The organism is Dietzia sp. MNB45, assembly GCF_051994785.1.
GTDB classification, from domain to species: domain Bacteria; phylum Actinomycetota; class Actinomycetes; order Mycobacteriales; family Mycobacteriaceae; genus Dietzia; species Dietzia kunjamensis.
Window position 1 is genome coordinate 1256386 of record NZ_CP163397.1, and the last position, 19415, is coordinate 1275800.

At 71.9% G+C, this 19415-nt stretch carries 16 protein-coding genes and 1 pseudogene; 11 read left to right on the forward strand and 6 right to left on the reverse strand.

The window, feature by feature from the left end:
• Positions 1 to 33 precede the first annotated feature (33 nt).
• Both AB5G72_RS06145 and AB5G72_RS06150 read left to right on the forward strand, forming a co-directional pair.
• Positions 34 to 1095 (forward strand): helix-hairpin-helix domain-containing protein, encoded by a 1062-nt coding sequence (locus AB5G72_RS06145; RefSeq protein ID WP_440221243.1) that lies wholly within the window; start codon positions 34 to 36, stop codon positions 1093 to 1095.
• The gene (locus AB5G72_RS06150) at positions 1092 to 2537 is read left to right on the forward strand and encodes a ComEC/Rec2 family competence protein (protein ID WP_440221244.1); all 1446 of its coding nucleotides are present in this window, start codon (positions 1092 to 1094) and stop codon (positions 2535 to 2537) included. Before AB5G72_RS06145 ends, AB5G72_RS06150 begins: the two co-directional genes overlap by 4 nt.
• Here the strand turns inward: AB5G72_RS06150 and AB5G72_RS06155 are convergent.
• From AB5G72_RS06155 to AB5G72_RS06165, 3 genes are all read right to left on the reverse strand, one after another.
• Complete coding sequence (locus AB5G72_RS06155) at positions 2524 to 4179, reverse strand: RecQ family ATP-dependent DNA helicase (protein WP_440221245.1); 1656 nt, start codon at positions 4177 to 4179, stop codon at positions 2524 to 2526. The genes AB5G72_RS06150 and AB5G72_RS06155 overlap by 14 nt on opposite strands.
• 131 nt (positions 4180 to 4310) lie before the next feature.
• Positions 4311 to 4868, reverse strand: a complete 558-nt coding sequence (locus AB5G72_RS06160) for a nucleotidyltransferase family protein (RefSeq protein WP_396467388.1) — start codon at positions 4866 to 4868, stop codon at positions 4311 to 4313.
• Between the two features lie 101 nt (positions 4869 to 4969).
• Complete coding sequence (locus AB5G72_RS06165) at positions 4970 to 5893, reverse strand: SDR family oxidoreductase (protein ID WP_067719668.1); 924 nt, start codon at positions 5891 to 5893, stop codon at positions 4970 to 4972.
• Between the two features lie 203 nt (positions 5894 to 6096).
• Here AB5G72_RS06165 and holA point away from each other — a divergent pair, with 203 nt between their 5' ends.
• Entirely contained in the window at positions 6097 to 7074 is a 978-nt protein-coding gene (holA, locus tag AB5G72_RS06170; protein ID WP_440221246.1) for a DNA polymerase III subunit delta, read from the forward strand.
• A gap of 203 nt (positions 7075 to 7277) precedes the next feature.
• Here the strand turns inward: holA and rpsT are convergent, their stop codons facing one another.
• Together rpsT and AB5G72_RS06180 are read right to left on the reverse strand one after the other, a co-directional pair.
• Positions 7278 to 7538: a 30S ribosomal protein S20 gene (gene rpsT, locus AB5G72_RS06175; RefSeq protein ID WP_067719663.1), complete on the reverse strand. Its 261-nt coding sequence runs from the start codon at positions 7536 to 7538 to the stop codon at positions 7278 to 7280.
• A 199-nt stretch (positions 7539 to 7737) separates the two neighbouring features.
• Positions 7738 to 8286, reverse strand: coding sequence for a type II toxin-antitoxin system PemK/MazF family toxin (locus tag AB5G72_RS06180; protein ID WP_440221247.1), 549 nt, complete (start codon positions 8284 to 8286; stop codon positions 7738 to 7740).
• A 32-nt stretch (positions 8287 to 8318) separates the two neighbouring features.
• Here AB5G72_RS06180 and AB5G72_RS06185 point away from each other — a divergent pair, with 32 nt between their 5' ends.
• The gene (locus tag AB5G72_RS06185) at positions 8319 to 9044 is read left to right on the forward strand and encodes a hypothetical protein (protein ID WP_440221248.1); all 726 of its coding nucleotides are present in this window, start codon (positions 8319 to 8321) and stop codon (positions 9042 to 9044) included.
• Between the two features lie 57 nt (positions 9045 to 9101).
• On the forward strand, positions 9102 to 10961 hold the full coding sequence (gene lepA, locus AB5G72_RS06190) for a translation elongation factor 4 (RefSeq protein WP_440221249.1): 1860 nt from the start codon (positions 9102 to 9104) through the stop codon (positions 10959 to 10961).
• A gap of 22 nt (positions 10962 to 10983) precedes the next feature.
• Here the strand turns inward: lepA and AB5G72_RS06195 are convergent, their stop codons facing one another.
• Positions 10984 to 11496: a CGNR zinc finger domain-containing protein gene (locus AB5G72_RS06195; protein ID WP_440221250.1), complete on the reverse strand. Its 513-nt coding sequence runs from the start codon at positions 11494 to 11496 to the stop codon at positions 10984 to 10986.
• 26 nt (positions 11497 to 11522) lie between these two features.
• On the opposite strand from AB5G72_RS06195, the gene AB5G72_RS06200 reads away from it, so the two are divergent.
• The 6 genes and pseudogenes from AB5G72_RS06200 to hrcA all read left to right on the forward strand — a co-directional run bounded on the left by AB5G72_RS06200 (position 11523) and on the right by hrcA (position 19407).
• Positions 11523 to 12344, forward strand: a complete 822-nt coding sequence (locus tag AB5G72_RS06200; RefSeq protein ID WP_120286382.1) for a TSUP family transporter — start codon at positions 11523 to 11525, stop codon at positions 12342 to 12344.
• Between the two features lie 59 nt (positions 12345 to 12403).
• On the forward strand, positions 12404 to 14512 hold the full coding sequence (locus tag AB5G72_RS06205) for a M3 family metallopeptidase (protein ID WP_440221251.1): 2109 nt from the start codon (positions 12404 to 12406) through the stop codon (positions 14510 to 14512).
• A 9-nt stretch (positions 14513 to 14521) separates the two neighbouring features.
• Positions 14522 to 14731 carry a hypothetical protein gene (locus AB5G72_RS06210; protein WP_069389696.1) on the forward strand — a complete coding sequence of 70 codons (210 nt, stop codon included), beginning with the start codon at positions 14522 to 14524 and terminating at the stop codon, positions 14729 to 14731.
• A 168-nt stretch (positions 14732 to 14899) separates the two neighbouring features.
• Positions 14900 to 16288, forward strand: a pseudogene (locus AB5G72_RS06215) (WS/DGAT/MGAT family O-acyltransferase); the annotation flags it as partial.
• 833 nt (positions 16289 to 17121) lie between these two features.
• The gene (gene hemW, locus AB5G72_RS06220; protein WP_440221473.1) at positions 17122 to 18309 is read left to right on the forward strand and encodes a radical SAM family heme chaperone HemW; all 1188 of its coding nucleotides are present in this window, start codon (positions 17122 to 17124) and stop codon (positions 18307 to 18309) included.
• Positions 18310 to 18366: 57 nt separating this feature from the next.
• Positions 18367 to 19407 carry a heat-inducible transcriptional repressor HrcA gene (hrcA, locus tag AB5G72_RS06225; RefSeq protein ID WP_096905750.1) on the forward strand — a complete coding sequence of 347 codons (1041 nt, stop codon included), beginning with the start codon at positions 18367 to 18369 and terminating at the stop codon, positions 19405 to 19407.
• Positions 19408 to 19415 lie beyond the last annotated feature (8 nt).

Consider the following 19415-nt stretch of genomic DNA (forward strand, 5'->3'; position numbering starts at 1 on the left):
ACCGCGGAGGATGTGCCGGGCTAGCTTCGCGCCATGCGAACCGAGACCCCGGCACGATCCGGCGGCCCCGTCGACTCCCACCGGGACCCTGCGCGGGCGGCCGCCCTGCACCGACTCGCCAGCGCACTCTCGCCACCGGACGCCGACCGTCCTGCCGCGGTCGATCATCGTCCGGCCCCGGGCGACGCCCCTCCGGCAACCGGTGGTGAGCCCGGCCGGCTGGCCGCGGTGCCGTGGGCCGACCTCGACCCCGCGGGTGACCGGCCGGAGCGGATCCCGCCGCAGTACCCGGATGCGACCGCCTGGGCCGACCCGCCGTGGTGGGGTCGCATCCGGTGGGCGCCCGACCGGCTCGCCGGGATCGCCCTGGTGATGCTCGTGCTGGGTCTCGGCGCGTTCTCCGTGCACCGTCTGATCTCGTCCGTCCCCGAGGGGCCTGCGGTGCCCGACCTCCCGTTGGCGCAGGTGGGGGAGCCTGTCGCCGATCCCGCCGACGCGGCCACTGACGAGGGGGGCGCCGCGCTCCGGCCCGCCCCGCCGTCCCCGGGGTCGGTGGGCGGGGAACCGGTTCCCGCCGGGGAACCGCTCGTCGTCTCCGTCGTGGGGCTGGTCGGCCGCAGCGGACTGGTCACCCTCGCGCCCGGCGCGCGGGTCGCCGACGCGCTCGACAGCGCGGGGGGTGTCCTGGAGGGCGGGGACCGGGACGGGCTCAACCTGGCGCGTAAGGTCTCCGACGGCGAACAGATCCTCGTCGGGTCGGCCCCCGGCCCGGACGGGTCGGGAGGCCCGCGCAGCGACATCATCGGACCGGGCCCCGGCCCGGGGCCGGGTTCTGGTGCGGGGCCGGGAACGGCGGGGACCGGCGCGCCAGCGGGCGGCCCACCGGATCCGGGAGGAGGTGGGGGTCTGGTCGATCTCAACGCCGCCGACGCGGCGGCACTCGAGTCGTTGCCCGGCGTGGGGCCGGTGACCGCGTCGTCGATCCTGGCGTGGCGGGCCGCGAACGGGTCGTTTACCAGCGTCGATCAGCTGGTGGAGGTCGACGGTATCGGGCCGGCGACCCTGGCACGGCTCCGGCCGCTGGTCACGGTGTGAGCGACCCGGTCGACTCGTCACGGCGCCGGATTCCTGCGGCGCGGGATCTGCGGCTGGTCGTGCCGACGCTCGCGGTGTTCGCGGCCACGGCCGCGACGGGCGTGGTCCGCCCGGCTCTCGCCGCCGCCGTCGCGGTGGTGTTGGCGGCGGCCGCGGTGTTCGCCGCGCTGTGGTCCGTCGGCGGGTCGACCGGTTCCGGGCACGGGGTGCGTGAGCGACTCGACCGCGCCGCGCTGGGCGTCCTCGCGGTGGTGTGCGCGACGGGCGCGGTCGCGGCGGGGGTGCAGGCCGCGCGGGTGCACGCCCTGTCCGCGCACCCGCTGACCGAACTGGTGGGCGCGCGGACAGGGGTACAGGCGGTGGTGACCGGTTTCGACCGGCCGATCCGCGGCGGCGGGGTGATGGTGCCGGTCCGGGTGGAGTCCACCGGGTCGGGGAGCTCGGCGCGCGAGGCCGAACTCGACGTGGTGCTGCTGGCCCGCGACGGCTGGCGGGGGCTCCCGCCGGGAACCCGGGTGGAGGCATCGGTGGCAGTGGTGGAGCCGCGATCCGCGGGAGAACCACCCGCACTCCGGGCGCTGTCCCCGCCCCGCGTGACGGGCCCACCCGGATGGTCCGGACGGATCCCGGCGGCGGTGCGGGAGCGGCTCCGGCAGGTCTCCGGCCGCGCGCTCGAGGGAGAGGCCGCGGGGCTGCTCCCCTCCTTCGTCCTGGGCGACGAGGGAGGGGTCTCCGCCCGGACCCGGGACGAGTTCCGGGCGGCGGGGCTGGCGCATCTCGTCGCGGTCTCGGGCGCCAACACCACCTACGTCGTGGGGGCGGTCCTGCTCGCCGCGGCGGCCCTCGGGGTGGGGCGGCGCGGGCGGATCGTGGCGGCAGGACTCGCCCTGGCCGGGTTCGTGGCCGTGGTCGGCCCGGAGCCGGCGGTTCTGCGGGCCGCCGGCACCGGGGCCATCGGTCTGGCGGCGCTGGGCGCCCACCGCACCGGTCGCCCGCTGGCCGCCCTGGCGGCGGTGGTCCTCGTCGTCGCCCTCCTGGATCCCGCCACCGCCACCGGGACGGGCTTCGTCCTATCCGTCACCGCGACCGCCGCTCTCGTTCTGGCGGCGAGGCCGGTGGCCCAGCGGATCCGTCGACCGTGGATGCCCGGGCCGGTCGCCGACATCCTGGCGGTCTGCGTCGTCGCCCACCTGGCGACGCTTCCGGTGCTCGTGGCCTCGGGGCTGGGCCAGGGGCCGTGGGCCATGCCCGCGAACATCGCCGTCGCCCCGGCCGTTCCGTTGGTCACCGTGCTCGGTACGGCGGCGGCCGCGCTCGGTCCGGTGTGGGAGGGCGGTGCGGTCCTGCTCGCCGCGGCCTGCGCGCCCGCACTGTGGTGGCTCGAGACCGTCGCCGGAATCGCTGCCGGGCTGCCGGGCTCGCCACCCGTCATGCCCGGGTGAGAAGCTCCTGGTCGCGCACCAGGTCGAGCGACAGCGTCCGGTAGCCCTGTTCTTCGAAGAACACGGTGAGCCGGTCGTCGTCGACGCTCATGACGATCCCGGATCCCCACTCGCGGTGCACGACCGCGGACTGCAGGGGGAAGTCCGCCGCGTCGTGGGTGAGGTCGACCGCGGTGCCGGCGTCGCAGTTATCGCAGTTCCCGCACGGGTCCGCGAGCTCCTCGCCGAAGTAGCCGAGCAGGAACTGGCGGCGGCATCCGTCGGTCTCGGCGTATCCGCGCATCATCCCGATCCGCGAGCGATCGATCCGCTCGAACATCTCCGAGGTCTCCTCGGCCCGGCGGACCGCCTCCTTCGGCCGCACGTCCTCGACGAGTTCCAGTCCCTTCCGACCGGACTCAACGAGGGCCGCCGCCTCGAGCAGGTTGACCGCGCCCGTGACACGCCTCGGGCCGAAGTCGAGGGACTTCTTCAACCGGCTCAGCCGTACCGGGCCGTCGGCGCGACGCAGGTGCTTGATGACCGCGCGGATGACCTCCTCGTCGGCACTGTGCGACGAGAAGAAGCTGCGCAGGCCGAGGTCCTCGCTGCGGTAGTGGAGTTCGATCGTCGCCGGCTCGCGGTCGCGTCCGGCCCGTCCCGCCTCCTGGTAGTACGTGTCGACCGAGTCGGGGATGTCGGCGTGCAGGACGAACCGCACGTCCTCCTTGTCGATCCCCATCCCGAACGCGCTCGTCGCCACCACCACGTCGAGGTCACCGTCGAGGAAGGAGCCCAGCGTCTCCTCACGGTCGGCCGACTTCTGCCCGGCGTGGTAGGCACGGACCCTCAGTGGGCGATCCGAGTCGGCCGCTCGTGAAGCGATCCGCTCGGCGTACTCCTCGGTGGAGCGGCGGGTGGCGGTGTAGACCAGGCCGGGGCCGGCGAGTTCGACGGCCCGGTCCACGACCGCGTCCTTCTTGCCGTCGTCCTCGACGTGCCTTCTCACCGCGAGGTGCAGTTCCGACCGGTCGAACCCGCCGGCCAGCACCAGGGCGTCGGTCATGGCGAGTCGGTCGACGATCTCCTCGCGGACCGGGGTCGAGGCGGTGGCGGTGAGCGCGATGACGGTGGGTGACCCCATCCGGTGGCGGGCGGCGTCCAGCCGCAGGTAGTCGGGGCGGAAGTCGTGGCCCCAGGCGGAGACGCAGTGCGCCTCGTCGACCACGAGGAAGCTCGGCCCGGCCTCACGCAGCCGGTCGAGGACCTCGCGTTTGGCCAGCTGCTCGGGGGTGAGGAACACGAAGTGGACGCGACCGGCGACGACCTCGTCCCAGGCCTCGGCCTGCTGGCGTGCACCCATCGAGGAGTTGATCGCCAGCGACCGGGTGGGCGCGGAGTCCGCGACCGAATTCAGGCCCTCGCACTGATCGCTCTGCAACGCGATGAGCGGAGAGACCACCACACACGGCCCGTCCGCCATGATCCCGGCGAGCTGGTAGATGGCCGATTTGCCGTAGCCGGTGGGCAGCACCGCCAGCACGTCGCGACCACCCACCGCCGCCTCGATCGCCTCGGCCTGCAGCGGACGCAGGTCGTCCCAGCCGAACACGTGGTGCGCCACCTCGTGGGGATCGGTGGCCTCGGCCCGGGTCGTCGTCACGTGTGCGTCCTCTCGAGTCGCGGTCGGGCTGCCCGCGGTGGGATGGTCCCGGATCGTCGAGCGTAAGCGCACCAGGCGGGGTGCTCCCACCGGACGGGCCCCGGCCGGTCATGGTCGCACCCACCGGCCGCTCAACCGTCCCGGGGTGGGCCGTCGGGGGCATCCAGGTCGCCGGGGTGGTCGATGTCGCGCGGTGACCCGGTGTCGTCGCACGGCACATCGGTCACGAGGTGGGGGTGTGCCCGCAGGTAGTGGCGGGCGCCCGCGTCTCCGGCCGCCGTGGCGATGATCCCGGGGAGGTGTGGCGCACCGAGGAGGACCGGGTGCGCACGGGTCCCGCCGTAGGTGGCGACCGCCAGTGACGCCTCGGCGGCGAGGACCCGGCGGACCGACTCCGGTCCCAGCCACGGCATGTCGACGGGGACCACCACCACGTCCTCGTCCCCGACCGCGGTGAGCCCGACGCGCAGGGAGGAGCCCATGCCGGTGTCCCAGTCCGGGTTGTGCACCACCTCGGCGCCGGGCACCTCCAGCTCGACCGCGCCACTAACCACCAGCACGCGGTCGCATCCGCCCGCGCGGAGAAGGCCCACCGCGCGGTCCACCAGGCGGACACCGCGGAAGTCGACGAGGGCCTTGGGGCCGCCGAACCGTCTGCCGGCGCCCGCGGCCAGGACGAGGCCGGTCATCGGGGCACGGTCGCGTCGAGGCCGGTACCGGGCCCACCGTCCCGGGGCCGACGGCTCACGACCTCGAGCAGCGGACTCACGCCACCAGTATCCCCCGACGGCTAGGGCGTCGGCATGCCGCCGGTCACCGCGAGCGTCTCGCCGATCACGTAGCTGGACTCGGGCGAGGCGAGGAACACGTAGGCGGGTGCCAACTCGGTGGGCTGCCCGGCACGGCCGAGCGGGGTGGAGTGCCCGAACTCGGGCAGCTCGTCCTTGGGTTGCCCGTCCGACACCTGTAGAGGTGTCCAGATGGGGCCGGGTGCCACGGCGTTCACCCGGATGCCCTTGGGGGCGAGCTGCTGGGCCAGCCCCTTGGTGAAGTTGTTGATCGCGGCCTTGGTGGACGCGTAGTCCAGCAGGTTCGGCGGCGCCATGTAGGCGACCACGGAGGTCGTGTTGATGATCGTGGACCCGGGCTCCAGATGGCGCAACGCGGCCCTGGTCACCCGGAACATCCCCACGATGTTGACCTCGAAGGTGTCGGTGAGCTGCTCGTCGGGCAGGTCCTCGAGCGCGGGTGCGACGACCTGCTTGCCGGCGTTGTTGACGAGGATGTCGAGGCCTCCGAGCCGCTTGACGGCGGTGTCGGCGAGGCTCTCGCAGAACGCGCGGTCGGTGAGGTCGCCGGGGATGAGCGCGGCGGTGCGGCCCTCGCGTTCGATGATCTCGGCGACGGCACGGGCGTCGGGTTCCTCGTCGGGCAGGTGGTGGATGGCCACGTCGGCGCCCTCGCGGGCGAAGGCGATCGCCACCGCGGCCCCGATGCCCGAGTCGCCGCCGGTGATGAGCGCCCTGCGGCCGGTGAGCCGGCCGGTGCCGCGGTAGGAGTGCTCGCCGAGGTCCGCCTTGGGTTCGAGCCGCGCGTCGAGTCCCGGCTCGTCCTGGTGCTGGACCGGCGGTTCGATGGAGGGGTAGCGAGTCGCCGGGTTCTGGAACGTCAGCTGGTCGGTCGTCTCGGTGTCGGCGTCTTGGTTCTCGCTCATGTCATTCCCTTCGATCCTCGGACACCGCGCATGGTGGCGCTCCGCGTCGGCGTCGCTCGGTCGGACTGGCTCGTGGCCCCGAAAATACGTCGGGGAGCGGGCGGGGTCGACCGGTCGGGGCGCGGTGGTGGTGCGGGCCTGTCGGCGCGGCGTGGCACGATGACTGGGATAGACGACGACGAAGACGACGACGAGGAGCGCAGATGGCATCGGGGTCCGCACCGGCTGTGTTGCACCTGGTGTTGGGCGAGGACGAGTTCCTCACCGAACGCGCCACCACGGGCGTCGTCTCGACGGTGCGTGCGACGACCCCGGCCGGGCAGGACCCGCCGGTGGTCTCGAGGCTCGGTGGGCCCGAGGTCACCGCCCCGCAGTTGTTCGAACTGCTCTCGCCGTCCTTGTTCGGCGAGGCCCGCATCGTGGTGATCACCGGCGCGGCGGAGCTGGGCAAGGACGCCCAGTCCGCGGTGCTCGGCGCGGCCCGTGATCTGCCCCCCGAGACGGTTCTGGTCGTCCAGCACACCGGTGGCGGCCGCGCCAAGGCCCTGGTGGCGGACCTGCGCAAGGCGGGGGCCGAGGAACATGCGGCCGGCAAGCTCACCCGGCACATGGACGTGGTCGGCTTCGTCCGGTCCGAGTTCCGGACACTCGACGTGAGGGTCGCGCCCGAGGCCTGCGAGGCCCTGGTGGAGGCGGTGGGCACGGACCTGCGGCAGTTGGCGTCGGCGTGCGGTCAGCTCGTGGCCGACACCGGCGGCAAGGTCGACGTGGAGGCGGTGCGGCGCTACCACTCGGGGGTCGTGGGGGTCAGCGGGTTCACCGTGGCCGAACGCGCGGTCACGGGGGATGTGGCCGGCGCGATCGAGGCACTCGAGTGGGCCATGCACACCGGCGTCCCGCACGTCGTGCTCGCGGATGCCCTGGCCGACGCGGTGAACTCCATCGCCCTGGTCGGTACCCAGCGGGGCGTGCCGTCGGCCGACCTGGCCCGGCAGGGCCTGCCGCCGTGGAAGGTCAAGAAGGTCACCGCCCAGACCCGGTACTGGTCCATCGAGACCCTGGGCAGCGCGCTGCAGGTCGTCGCGACCCTCAACGGCGAGGTCAAGGGCGGGGCGGAGGACACGTCCTTCGCCCTCGAGCGCGCCGTCCGCGCGGTCGGAACGCTCGCGTCCGCCGGCTGACCGGGCCCGCACAGCGGGGACGTGAGCGGACCCGAATCGGGGACACGCCGGCCACGCACACGCCGGCCCCACACACGATAGCCACCCATACGACGAGGGCCCACCTCACGCACGTGGTGCGGGGTGGGCCCTCGGAGCCTCGTCACGTCAGGCGAGCAGACGTGGGGCTGGGTGCCTCCCGGTCAGGGGAGGGACCGGGGTGCTCAGAGGCTGTTGACAGCCTTGGTGAGCGCCGACTTCTTGTTGGCGGCCTGGTTCGGGTGGATGACACCCTTGCTGGCGGCCTTGTCGAGCTGACGGGAGGTGGCGACGAGCAGGGCGCCGGCCTTCTCCTTGTCACCGGCCGCGGTGGCCTCACGCAGGCTGCGGATGGCGGTACGCAGGCCCGACTTGGTCGACTGGTTGCGGAGGCGGTTGCGCTCGTTGGTGAGGTTCCGCTTGATCTGGGACTTGATGTTGGCCACTCGTCACACCTTTTTGTCGTGTGTCGACGGCTCCACGAGGGGATCCCGCCGATCGGATGTCTTGTCGTCTCGTCCGCGCGGACACGTGCACAACGTGCTCCGGTGGACACCGACGGCCCACTTTACCAGCGGGGGTGTCACCGGCCAAAACGTGCGACGACGCCTCCGTTGATCCCCGGGCCCGGAGGGCCGCTCGTGCTCAGCGCCAGCCGTAGTCCGCGCGGAGCCGCTCGGCGACAGCCTCGAACCTCGGCCGCGGGCAGATCGCGCCCTCGCGGCGGATGCCCTGTTCGGGAACGTCCAGCACCCGGTCGAGGCGCACCCAGCTCGGTCGGCCCTCGGGGTCCCAGGGGCCCGATCCGAGCCCGAGCCACCCCTCGTCGTCGTCCCTGGAGTCCTGGGACGAGAGCTGGAGGCCGAGCAGGCGGTCCCCGTCGCGCCCCACCACCAGGACCGGGCGGTCCTTGCCGCGGCCGTCGTTCTCCTCGAACTCGACCCAGGTCCAGACGATCTCGCCGGGGTCGGCGTGGCCGTCGAGGTCAGGGGCGTAGGCGATCCGGCGGGCCCGGCTCGAGGTGGGGGCGGTGCCGGTGGTGGCGGGCCGTCCCCCGCCACCGACCTCCGGGGACAGGGCAGGGGAGACCCCACGGTCGTCCAGCCGCCTACGTACCTCGCGTGCGACGGTCGGTCCGTACCTGCGGCCCACGCGGACCGCCGTTCGACCCACCCGGGCCCAGTCGATAGCCATGAGCGTCAGCGTAACCGCCCTATGATCTCGACATGGACATGCTGTTGGCAGTGGTGTGGGCGGACGACGACGCCCCGGTGGATCCTGCGGACGCCGCGGGCCTGCGGGCACGGATCGCGGACGCCGTCGATGGGCCGCTGGCCGCCCTCGGGGTGGAGGAGTACCTGCTCAACGTGCGCGACGAGGCGGTCGCGGGCGCGATGATCGACGTCCGGGTCACGCCGCGGCCGGTGCTGGCGGCGCTGCGCTCCCGCGTGCCGGTCGCCTCGGCTTCCGCGTGCGCCGACCTGCTGGAGGCACTGCGCGGGCTGGGGCCGGTGTCGGCCTGGTCGGTCACCGCCTCCGAGCCGCTGCCCGCGGCCGGACCGGGGCCGGACGGTCGGTGCGAGGGGATGGCCAACCTGGCGTTCCTGCGGCGGCCGGAGCGCATCGGCCGGGAGGAGTGGCTGCGCACCTGGCTCGAGGAGCACACACAGGTCGCGATCGACACCCAGTCCACCACCGCCTACACCCAGCACGTGGTGGTCCGCGCGTTGACCGCCGACGCCCCGGTGGTCGACGGGATCGTGGAGGAGGTCTTCCCCATCGAGGCCGCGACGGACCTCGGGGTGTTCTTCGACGCCGGCGGTGACGACGCGCGCATGGCGGCCAACATCGAGGCCATGACCGCCTCGACCGGACGGTTCCTCGACGACGGCACGGTGGACGCCGTCCCCACAGGGCGGTACGTGATGGGAGTTCCCGGCGCGGGCGTGTGACAATGGGGTGATCGCCCGGTCGGACCGCACCCAGCCACGCCCGGGCCCGCCCGAGGAGTGATCGAGATTCCCAACTTCGCAGAGACGACGTTCACCGATCCCGCCAGGATCAGGAACTTCTGCATCATCGCCCACATCGACCACGGCAAGTCGACGCTCGCCGACCGCATGCTGCAACTCACCGGCGTGGTCGAGGAGCGGCTCATGCGCGCCCAGTACCTCGACCGGATGGACATCGAGCGCGAGCGCGGCATCACCATCAAGGCGCAGAACGTCCGCCTGCCGTGGGTGCCGCGGTCCGGCCCCCACCAGGGCGAGGAGATCGTCCTGCACATGATCGACACCCCGGGCCACGTGGACTTCACCTACGAGGTCTCCCGCGCGCTCGAGGCGTGCGAGGGTGCGATCCTGTTGGTCGACGCCGCGCAGGGCATCGAGGCCCAGACTCTGGCCAACCTCTACCTGGCCATGGAGAACGACCTCGAGATCATCCCGGTGCTCAACAAGATCGACCTGCCGGCGGCGGATCCGGACCGGTTCGCGGAGGAGATCTCCCACATCGTCGGGTGCGAGCCGGACGACGTGCTGCGGGTCTCCGGCAAGACGGGCATGGGCGTCGAGGCGCTGCTGGACAAGGTGTGCGAGAAGGTCCCCGCGCCCGTGGGCGATCCGGACGCCCCGGCCCGCGCGATGATCTTCGACTCGGTGTACGACACCTACCGCGGTGTCGTCACCTACGTCCGGGTGTTCGACGGCTCGCTCAACCCGCGCGAGAAGGTCAGGATGATGTCCACGGGCAGCACCCACGAGGCGCTCGAGGTCGGCATCATCTCGCCGGAGCCCAAGGCCACGAAGGGGCTCGGGCCCGGCGAGGTCGGTTATCTCATCACCGGCGTCAAGGACGTCCGCCAGTCCAAGGTCGGCGACACCATTACCACCGCCCGCGGCGGGGCGGAGGAGCCGCTCGCGGGGTACGCCGAGCCCAACCCGATGGTCTTCTCCGGGCTGTACCCGATCGATGGGTCCGACTACCCGGTCCTGCGTGACGCGCTCGACAAGCTCCAGCTCAACGACGCCTCGCTGGACTACGAGCCGGAGACGTCGGTCGCGCTCGGGTTCGGCTTCCGCTGCGGCTTCCTCGGGCTGCTGCACATGGAGATCACCCGGGACCGGTTGGAGCGCGAGTTCAACCTGGACCTCATCTCCACCGCGCCGAACGTGGTGTACCGCGTGGTCGCCGAGGACGGCTCCGAGCACCAGGTCACCAACCCGTCGTACTGGCCCGAGGGCAAGCACCGCGAGATCTACGAACCGATCGTCAAGTGCACGATCATCGTCCCCAGCGAGTACGTGGGCACGGTCATGGAGCTGTGCCAGTCCAAGCGCGGCGAGATGAAGGGCATGGACTACCTGTCCGAGACCCGTGTCGAGCTGCGGTACGTCATGCCGATGGGCGAGATCATCTTCGACTTCTTCGACTCGCTCAAGTCCCACACCAAGGGTTACGCGTCGATGGACTACGAGGAGGCCGGCGAGCAGGTCTCCGATCTGGTCAAGGTCGACATCCTGCTGCAGGGCGAGGCCGTGGACGCGTTCAGCGCGATCGTGCACCGCGACTACGCCCAGGCCTACGGCAACAAGATGACGGGCAAGCTCAAGGAGCTCATCCCGCGTCAGCAGTACGAGGTGCCGATCCAGGCGGCGATCGGCGCGAAGATCATCTCCCGCGAGAACATCCGCGCGATCCGCAAGGACGTGCTCTCCAAGTGCTACGGCGGCGACATCAGCCGTAAGCGCAAGCTGCTGGAGAAGCAGAAGGAGGGCAAGAAGCGGATGAAGTCCATCGGGCGGGTGGACGTGCCGCAGGAGGCCTTCGTCGCAGCGCTGTCGGCGGATTCGAGCGCGGACAAGAAGTAGACCCCGACACCGTGCGCGTGACTCACTCCCGCGCGCGGTGTCGGCGGACGGCGCACCGGTTGGTGCACCGCGTCGAGCAGTAGGTCTTGCGTCCGTTGCGGGTGGTGTCGGCGAAGACGGCGTCGCAGTCGTCGGCGGCGCACCGCGCGAGCCGGTCGATGCCCCGCGAGGTCAGGTGGAGTGCGGTGCCCACTGCGAACATGGCGGTGAGCAGGCGGGCGAAGGAGACGTCGTCGGCGCGGTAGTGCACGTGCCAGTGGCCGTCGTGGTCGGTCAGGCGCGGCGGTGCCGAGTGCTCGGCCAGGAGGGCGTTGAGGGCGTCGGCGCGCCCGTGCGGCGCAGTGGTGTCGACGACGACGAGCCACGCGTCCAGGAAGGCGTCGACCTCGTCCAGGTCCGCGTCCGAGGCGCTCCGGTCGATGGTCACCCCCGCCTCGCGACAGCGGTCCACCAGTTCGCGGGTGGTGCGGGGGCGGCGATTGGCCAGGTCGGCGGCCAGGGTGACCGGATCGGCCCCGTAAGGGTTGATATACACAAACCGATTACAGCACAGTGATCGCCATGCCCTCATCGTTCGCGGCCGTCGCCGCGTCCCCCGCACTCGGTGTGTCCGTCTGGGTGCTCGCCGCGCTCGTCCTGGCGGCGTTCGTCGCCGGGTGGGTGGACTCGGTGGTCGGCGGGGGAGGGCTCATCCAGCTGCCGGCGCTCGTCATCGCGCTGCCGGCGGAGGCCTCGACGCCGGAGATCCTCGGCACCAACAAATTGTCCTCGGTCGCCGGCACCCTGGTCGCGACCCTGACCTATCTCCGGAAGATCCGTGTGCCGGTGGCGATGGTGCTCCCACTGGTGGTGGCGGCTTTCGCGGGATCCGCGGCCGGGTCCTCGGTGGCCCGGTTCATCCCCAAGGAGCTCCTCACGCCGATCGTCCTGGTGGCCGTCGTGGCGGTGGGCGCCTACACCTACTTCACGCCGACCATGGGGCGGGTCCACGAGGAACGGCACACCGGTTGGTCGCGGACGTGGCGCTCGGCGCTCATCGGTGGGGTGATCGGGTTCTACGACGGGGTGCTCGGCCCGGGGACGGGGTCGTTCTTCGTCATCGCGATCGTCGCGTTCCTGGGGTTCGGGTTCCTCCAGGGCACCGTGGCGGCCAAGCTCGCCAATCTCACCACGAACATCGCCTCGATCCTGGTGTTCGGCCTCCACGGTGAACTGCTGTGGATCATCGGCGGGTGCATGGCGGTGGCCAACCTGGCCGGCGGGTTCCTCGGGGCGCGGATGGCGATGCGGCACGGCAACGAGTTCATCCGCACCGTGTTCCTCGTGGTCATCAGCATCCTGGCGGTGAGACTGGCCTGGGAGACCGCCACGCAGTGGCTGTGACCCCGGGGCCCGCCGCGGCGGGCGCCGACGCGACCGCCGGCGGACGTAGACTCCCGCACATGACCCTTCCGACCCCCGAGGCCTCCCGTCATCCGCTGCTCGACGAGTCGCCGTTGCCGTACGGCCTGCCGGACTTCGCCGCCATCCGGGAGGAGGATCTGGAGCCGGCCATCCGGACCGCGATCGACGACCACGCGGCCGAGGTCGCCGCGATCGTCGCCAACCCGGAGTCGGCGACCGTGGACAACACCGTGGTCGCCCTCGAGCGCTCGGGCCTGGCCCTGGACCGGGTGCTGTCGGTGTTCTACGGCCTGCTCGGCCCGGACGCCACCAAGGCCCGCCTCGACGTGGACCGGGTCGTCTCGCCGCTGCTGGCCGCGCACCATTCCGCGGTGATGACCAACCCGGTTCTGTTCGGCCGGGTGGACGCGGTGCTCTCCGCTCTGGAGGCGGGGGAGTTGGAGGTCGACGACGAGACGGAGCGGCTCGTGCGCCGCCACCACCGCGACCTGCTGCGCGCGGGCGCCGCCCTCGACGACGCCGGCCGGGCCCGACTCACCGCCATCGACACCAGGCTGGCCGAGTTGACCACCGAGTTCGGCGAGAACCTGCTGGCCTCGACCACGGAAATGGCCGTCCCGGTCTCCGACGAGGCCGAACTCGCGGGCCTGTCGGAGTCCATGCGGTCCACGCTCGCCGCGGTCGCCGCCGAGTCGGGGCGAGAGGGGTGGCTGATCCCACTGGGGCTTCCCACCGTGCAGCCGATCAGCGCCCTGCTCGACGACGCCGGTCTGCGCCACCGCGTCATGGAGGCCTCACTCGGTCGGGGCGCGACGCCGGGCCACGACAACACCCCGGTCGTGCTGGAGATCGTCCGCCTACGCGCCGAGCGGGCGCGGCTGCTCGGGCTGGGATGCCACGCGGAGCATGTCCTCGCGGTGGAGACCGCCGGATCGCCCGAGGCGGCTCGCGGGCTGCTGCTCGACGTGGTCGACGCGGCCGTGACCAACGCCCGCAACGAGGCCAAGGACCTGCTCGGCGGCGACGACCGTGACCTGAACCCGGCCGACTGGGCCTGGGCGTCCGAGCGGCTGCGGGCCGAGCGGTTCCGGGTCGACGACGCGACCGTCCGTCCCTACTTCGAGCTCGAGCGGGTGCTGCGTGACGGGGTGATGCACGCGGCATCCGAGCTGTACGGGCTGCGCTTCGCCGAGCGGAACGACCTGCGCGGGTTCCTGCCAGACGTCCGGGTCATCGAGGTGTTCGACGACGAACGGGCCGAGCCCGACGCCGGCGTGGGGCTCCTGCTGTTGGACTACTACGCCCGCCCGACCAAGCGCGGCGGGGCGTGGATGAGCTCGTTCCGCGACCAGTCCCGGCTCCTGGATTCGCGGCCCGTCGTCGTCAACGTCATGAACCTGGCCCGTCCCGCGGCGGGGCAGCCCACGCTGCTCACGATGGACGAGGTCACCACGATGTTCCACGAGTTCGGGCACGCCCTGCACGGGCTGCTGTCGGACGTGGAGTACCCGGTGTTTTCCGGCACCTCCGTGCCCCGGGACTTCGTCGAGTTCCCCTCCCAGGTCAACGAGATGTGGGCGCGTCGACCGGAGATGCTCGCGCACTACGCCCGGCACGTGGAGACGGGGGCGCCGATCGCCGAGGACCTCGTCGAGCGGATGCGGGAGGCCGAGCGCTTCGGTGAGGGGCAGGCGACCGTGGAGTACCTCGGGGCGGCACTGCTCGACCTGGCCTGGCACTCCCTGTCGCCGGAGGAGGCCGACGCCGTCACCGACGTCGACGAGTTCGAGGCCCGCGTCCTCGCCGAGGCAGGTCTCGACGTCCCCGGCATCGAGCCGCGTTACCGGTCCCGGTACTTCCAGCACATCTTCGCGGGCGGGTACTCCGCCGCGTACTACTCCTACTTCTGGGCCGAGGTGCTCGACGCCGACGCCACCGAGTGGTTCGTCGAGAGCGGGGGCCTGACGCGGTCCTCGGGCGAGCGGATGCGGCGCGAGGTGCTGACCCGGGGCGGGGCCATCGACTTCCTCGACGCCTACCGCCGCATGCGGGGGTCGGAGCCGAGCACCGCCGCGCTGCTGCGTCGGCGTGGGCTCGACTCCTCGGTGGTGGGAGGCCACGGGGTCGCCACCGCCGGGCGGTCGTAGGATCGGGACGTGACGGCGTTCCTGCAGTTCTGGGACAGAGTCGAGCTCTGGCTCGCCACCCTGCCGTTCCCGTTGCAGGTGATGCTCCTGCTCGTGATGGGGCTCCCGCTGTTCTTCCTCGTCGCGGTGGCGGTCGAGAAGGGCGCGGATGTCCTCGTCCACCGGTTCCGGGCGCTCGTCGCCCCGAGAACCGTCGAGACCCGGAAGGAGGTCCGTTGATGCCCCGGTCGCGTGTGACACTCGCCCTGGTCCTGCTGATCGCGCTCGTCGTGATCGCATGGGTCCTCGTCGAGGTGCTCTGACCCCCGTTCCACGGCAGGAATTCCGCGATCGCCGCGGAATTCCAACCACCGCCACGCGGCGCCGTCCGGCCGTACACTCCTCGACATGCAGCGCTTGAGTGGGCTCGATGCCAGCTTCCTCTACTTCGAGACCAGGTCGCAGCTCCTGCACGTGTGCGGGCTGATCGTCCTGGACGTCTCCGGGATGGAGGACGGGTACTCCTTCGAGGCCCTGCGAGCCGAGCTCCGACGTCGGATCACCGCGATGCCGCCGTTCCGGCGCAAGTTGCACGACTCGCTGCTCAACGTGGACCATCCGGTGTGGGTCGAGGCCGAGGACTTCGACATCGACCACCACCTCCACCGCGTCGGTATACCGGAGCCCGGCGGGGACCACGAGCTCGCCGAACTGTGCGCCCACCTGGGCAGTCAGCCGATCGACCGGTCCATGCCGCTGTGGCAGATGTACGTCATCGAGGGACTGCCGGACGGCCGGGTCGCGGTCTTCGCCAAGATGCACCACTCGACCGTCGACGGCGTCACCGGCGCCAACATGCTCTCGCAGCTGTGCACCCTCTCCCCGGACGAGCCGGAGCTCGACGAGGAGCTGGTCGAGGAGACCGCCGGTGGATCCGGCGCCCTGGAGCTCGCCGTCGGTGGTGCCCTGTCGCGCCTGGCCACGCCGTGGCGACTCGCCTCCCTGTTGCCAGGGACGGTCGGGGTGCTCCCCTCGTGGATCAACCGCGCCCGCAAGGGACTGGCGATGCCCGCGCCGTTCACCGCCCCGCGCACCCCGTTCAACCGCACGATCACCGGACACCGGTCGATCTCCTACGCGAGCGTGGACCTGGCGGACATCAAGCGGGTCAAGAACGCGTTCGGCACCACGGTCAACGACGTGGTGCTCGCCGTCTGTTCGACCGCCCTGCGCAAGTACCTCGACGACCGCGACGCACTGCCACGCAAGCCGCTCATCGCCATGGTCCCCATGTCGGTGCACGCCGCGGAGTCGCGCCCCGGCACCAATCGTGTCTCGGGCATGTTCATGTCCCTGGCCACCGACATCGACGACCCGGTCGGTCGGCTCGAGGCGATCCGCGACGCCAACACCGTCGCCAAGGACCACACCGACGCACTGGACGCCAACCTGCTCACCGACTGGGCGCAGTTCGCGGCGCCCTCGGTGTTCGGTTCCGCGGTCCGCATGTATTCGCGACTCCGGCTGTCCGAGCGCCACCCCGTGGTGCACAACCTCGTCATCTCGAACGTGCCCGGCCCCAACTTCCCGCTGTACTTCCTCGGCGCGAAGATCGAGAAGATGCTGCCCCTGGGCCCGGTCTTCCACGGCGCGGGCCTCAACTGCACCGTGATGTCGCTGGACGGCAGTCTGCACTTCGGGTTCATCGGGTGTCGTGACCTCGTCCCGGATCCCTGGCCGTTGGCGAACGCGGTCGAGGACGCCCTGGCGGAGTTCGTGGTCGCGGCGGAGGAGCGGGAGAAGAGCGGCACCCCCACCGCCGCGCGCAAATCGGCGGGCGAGTTGGCGCAGGAGCGCAAGGAGCAGCGCAGTGCTGCCCGCCAGGCGTCCAAGGAGTCCGCGAAGTCGGGGTCCAAGGCCACGGCGGTGACCGGACGCGATCGCGCTTCGACCCGGGCGGCCACGCAGGACGAGTCCGGCGCGGACGCGGCCTCGCGGCCCGCCGCCGGAGAGGCGGGTGCCACGACGGCGCCGGCCAAGAAGGCGCCCGCGAAGAAGGCTCCGGCCAAGAAGGCGGCCGCGAAGAAGGCCCCGGCCAAGAAGGCGGCCGCGAAGAAGGCCCCGGCCAAGAAGGCGGCCGCGAAGCAGACCTCGGCGACGAAGACCCGGGCCGAGAAGGCGCCTGCGAAGAAGGCCTCGGCAAAGAAGACCCCGGCCACGACGAGTTCACGTCAGAAGCGGGCGGCGAAACCGACGGGGTCCAAGCCCGCAGGCACCACACCGGCGGGATCCGAGCCCACCGAGCAGGCGGGGGCGGGCCCGACGACCGGGACGCCGACGTACAGCGCACCGGCCGCGACCACGCAGACCGCGCCCACGCAGACCGCGGCCGGGCCCGATCGTCGGACAACCGCGCCGGAGGCTCCCGCGGGACCGGGTACCCCCGCCGATGCCGCCCAGGCACCGACCTACAGCGCGCCCGCGGCTACAGTCCTTGGCGACGACGAGATCTCGGCGACGCCGACCCCGCCGATCGAGACCCTGCCCGCCCCGGACCCGACTGGAGATGAGACCTCATCGGACACCCAGACCGGTCAGGTGTGACCGCCGCGCCCCACGACCCCGCCACACTGGCGAGCGCGCCCCCGACCCGCGATCCGCGGGCGCCCTTCGGCATCTACCTCCACGTGCCGTTCTGCTCCACCCGGTGCGGATACTGCGATTTCAACACCTACACCGCCGGCGAACTCGGCTCGGCGACCTCCCCGGTCGACTGGGAACGGGCCGCGGCCATCGAGATCGACCGGGCCGCGCAGGCCCTGGCCGCGACGGGCACGCCCCCACAGGTCGACACGGTCTTCATCGGCGGCGGCACCCCGTCGCTGGTCGGCGCGGACGTCCTCGTGGGCCTGCTCGAGCGCATCGACTCGACCTTCGGGCTGGCGCCCGGCGCGGAGGTCACCACCGAGAGCAACCCGGAGTCCACCTCGCCGGAGTTCTTCGCCCGACTGCGCGAGGGCGGATTCACCCGCATTTCGCTGGGCATGCAGTCGACGGCCGCCCACGTCCTGCGCGTCCTCGACCGGACTCACACCCCCGGACGCCCGCAGGAGGCGGTGGCCGAGGCCCTGCGGGCCGGGTTCGAGCACATCAACCTCGACGTCATCTACGGCACCCCGGGCGAGACAAATGACGACCTGGCGCGGACACTCGACGCGGTCGTCGACGCCGGGGTCGACCACGTCTCCGCCTACTCGCTGATCGTGGAGGACGGCACCGCGCTGGCCCGCCGCATCCGCCGCGGTGAGATGCCGGGCACGGTCGACGACGTCCTGGCCGACCGTTACGAGCAGGTGGCCGAGCGTCTGGCCCGTGCCGGGTTCCACTGGTACGAGGTCTCCAACTTCGCCACCGACTCCTCGGGATACTGCCGCCACAACATGGGTTACTGGCGCGGCGGCGACTGGTGGGGCATCGGGCCGGGCGCGCACTCGCACGTCGCCGGGGCCCGGTGGTGGAACGTCAAGCATCCCGCCCGCTACGCCGCCGAGTGCGACGCGGGCCGGCTGCCCGTGGACGGCGGGGAACTCCTCACCGACACCGACCGCCACATCGAGCGCATCATGACCGGGCTCCGCCTGGCCGAGGGGCTCGACGACGGCGCCTTCACCGCCGACGAGCGGATCCGCGCCGACACCCAGGTGGCGGCCGGACTGCTCCGGCGACGGTCGGCCGGCGATCCCGCGGGCCCCGGTTACGCGCTCACCGAGGCAGGCCGGTTGTTGGCCGACGGGGTCGTGCGCGACGTCCTCGTCTGAACCGTCGGCCCGGGAAGTGGCATAGAATCGCCACGACGAGCACAGGGAGGAGCGAGTATGTCGAGTACGGCCGATCGTAGGACCGACGTCTTACGGGCGATCGTCTCCGACTACATCGCCTCCCACGAACCGGTCGGGTCCAAGGCCCTCGTCGACCGGCACTCGCTGGGCGTGTCCAGCGCCACCATCCGCAATGACATGGCCGTACTCGAGGCCGAGGGGTTCATCGTCCAACCCCACACCAGTTCCGGTCGGGTCCCCACGGAGAAGGGCTACCGGCACTTCGTCGACTCCATCGAGGAGATCACCCCGCTGTCGCGCGCGGAACGCCGGGCGATCCAGGCCTTCCTCGAGGGCGCCGTCGACCTGGACGACGTCCTCCGGCGGGCCGCACGGCTGCTGTCCCAGCTCACCCGTCAGGTCGCCGTCGTCCAGTACCCGGTCCTCGGTCGCTCCACGGTGCGCCACCTCGAGGTGGTGAGCCTGAGCCCCACCCGCCTGCTGCTGGTCCTCATCACCGACACCGGCCGCGTCGATCAGCGGACGGTGGAGCTGGCCGCGCCGTTGACCGACGAGCTCCTCGCGGAACTGCGGACCCTGCTGTCCGAGGCCGTCGCCGACAAACGTCTTCCCGACGCCTCCGAGGCCCTGGCCGGCACAGGAGACCGGGCCCGTCCCGAGATCCGCGACGCGGTCGAGCGCTGCGTCACGGTCCTGGTCGGCACGCTCGTCGAACACCCCGACGACCGGATCGTCCTCGGCGGCACGGCCAACCTCACCCGCAGCGCCGCCGACTTCGACGGCTCCCTGCGCTCGGTTCTCGAGGCGCTCGAGGAGCAGGTCGTGATCCTGCGGCTGCTCACCGCGGCCCACTCGGTGGGCCGGGGAGGGCCGGGGGGTGTCTCCGTCCAGATCGGGGCGGAGACCCAGGCCGCCGAGATCCGCGGCGCCTCCGTGGTGTCCTCGCAGTACGGGGCGGAGGGCCAGACATTCGGTGGGATGGGGGTGCTCGGGCCCACACGGATGGACTACCCGGGAACAATCGCCTCGGTCGCCGCTGTTGCCCACTACGTGGGCGAGCTCATCACCGGGCGCTGACGTCCGTA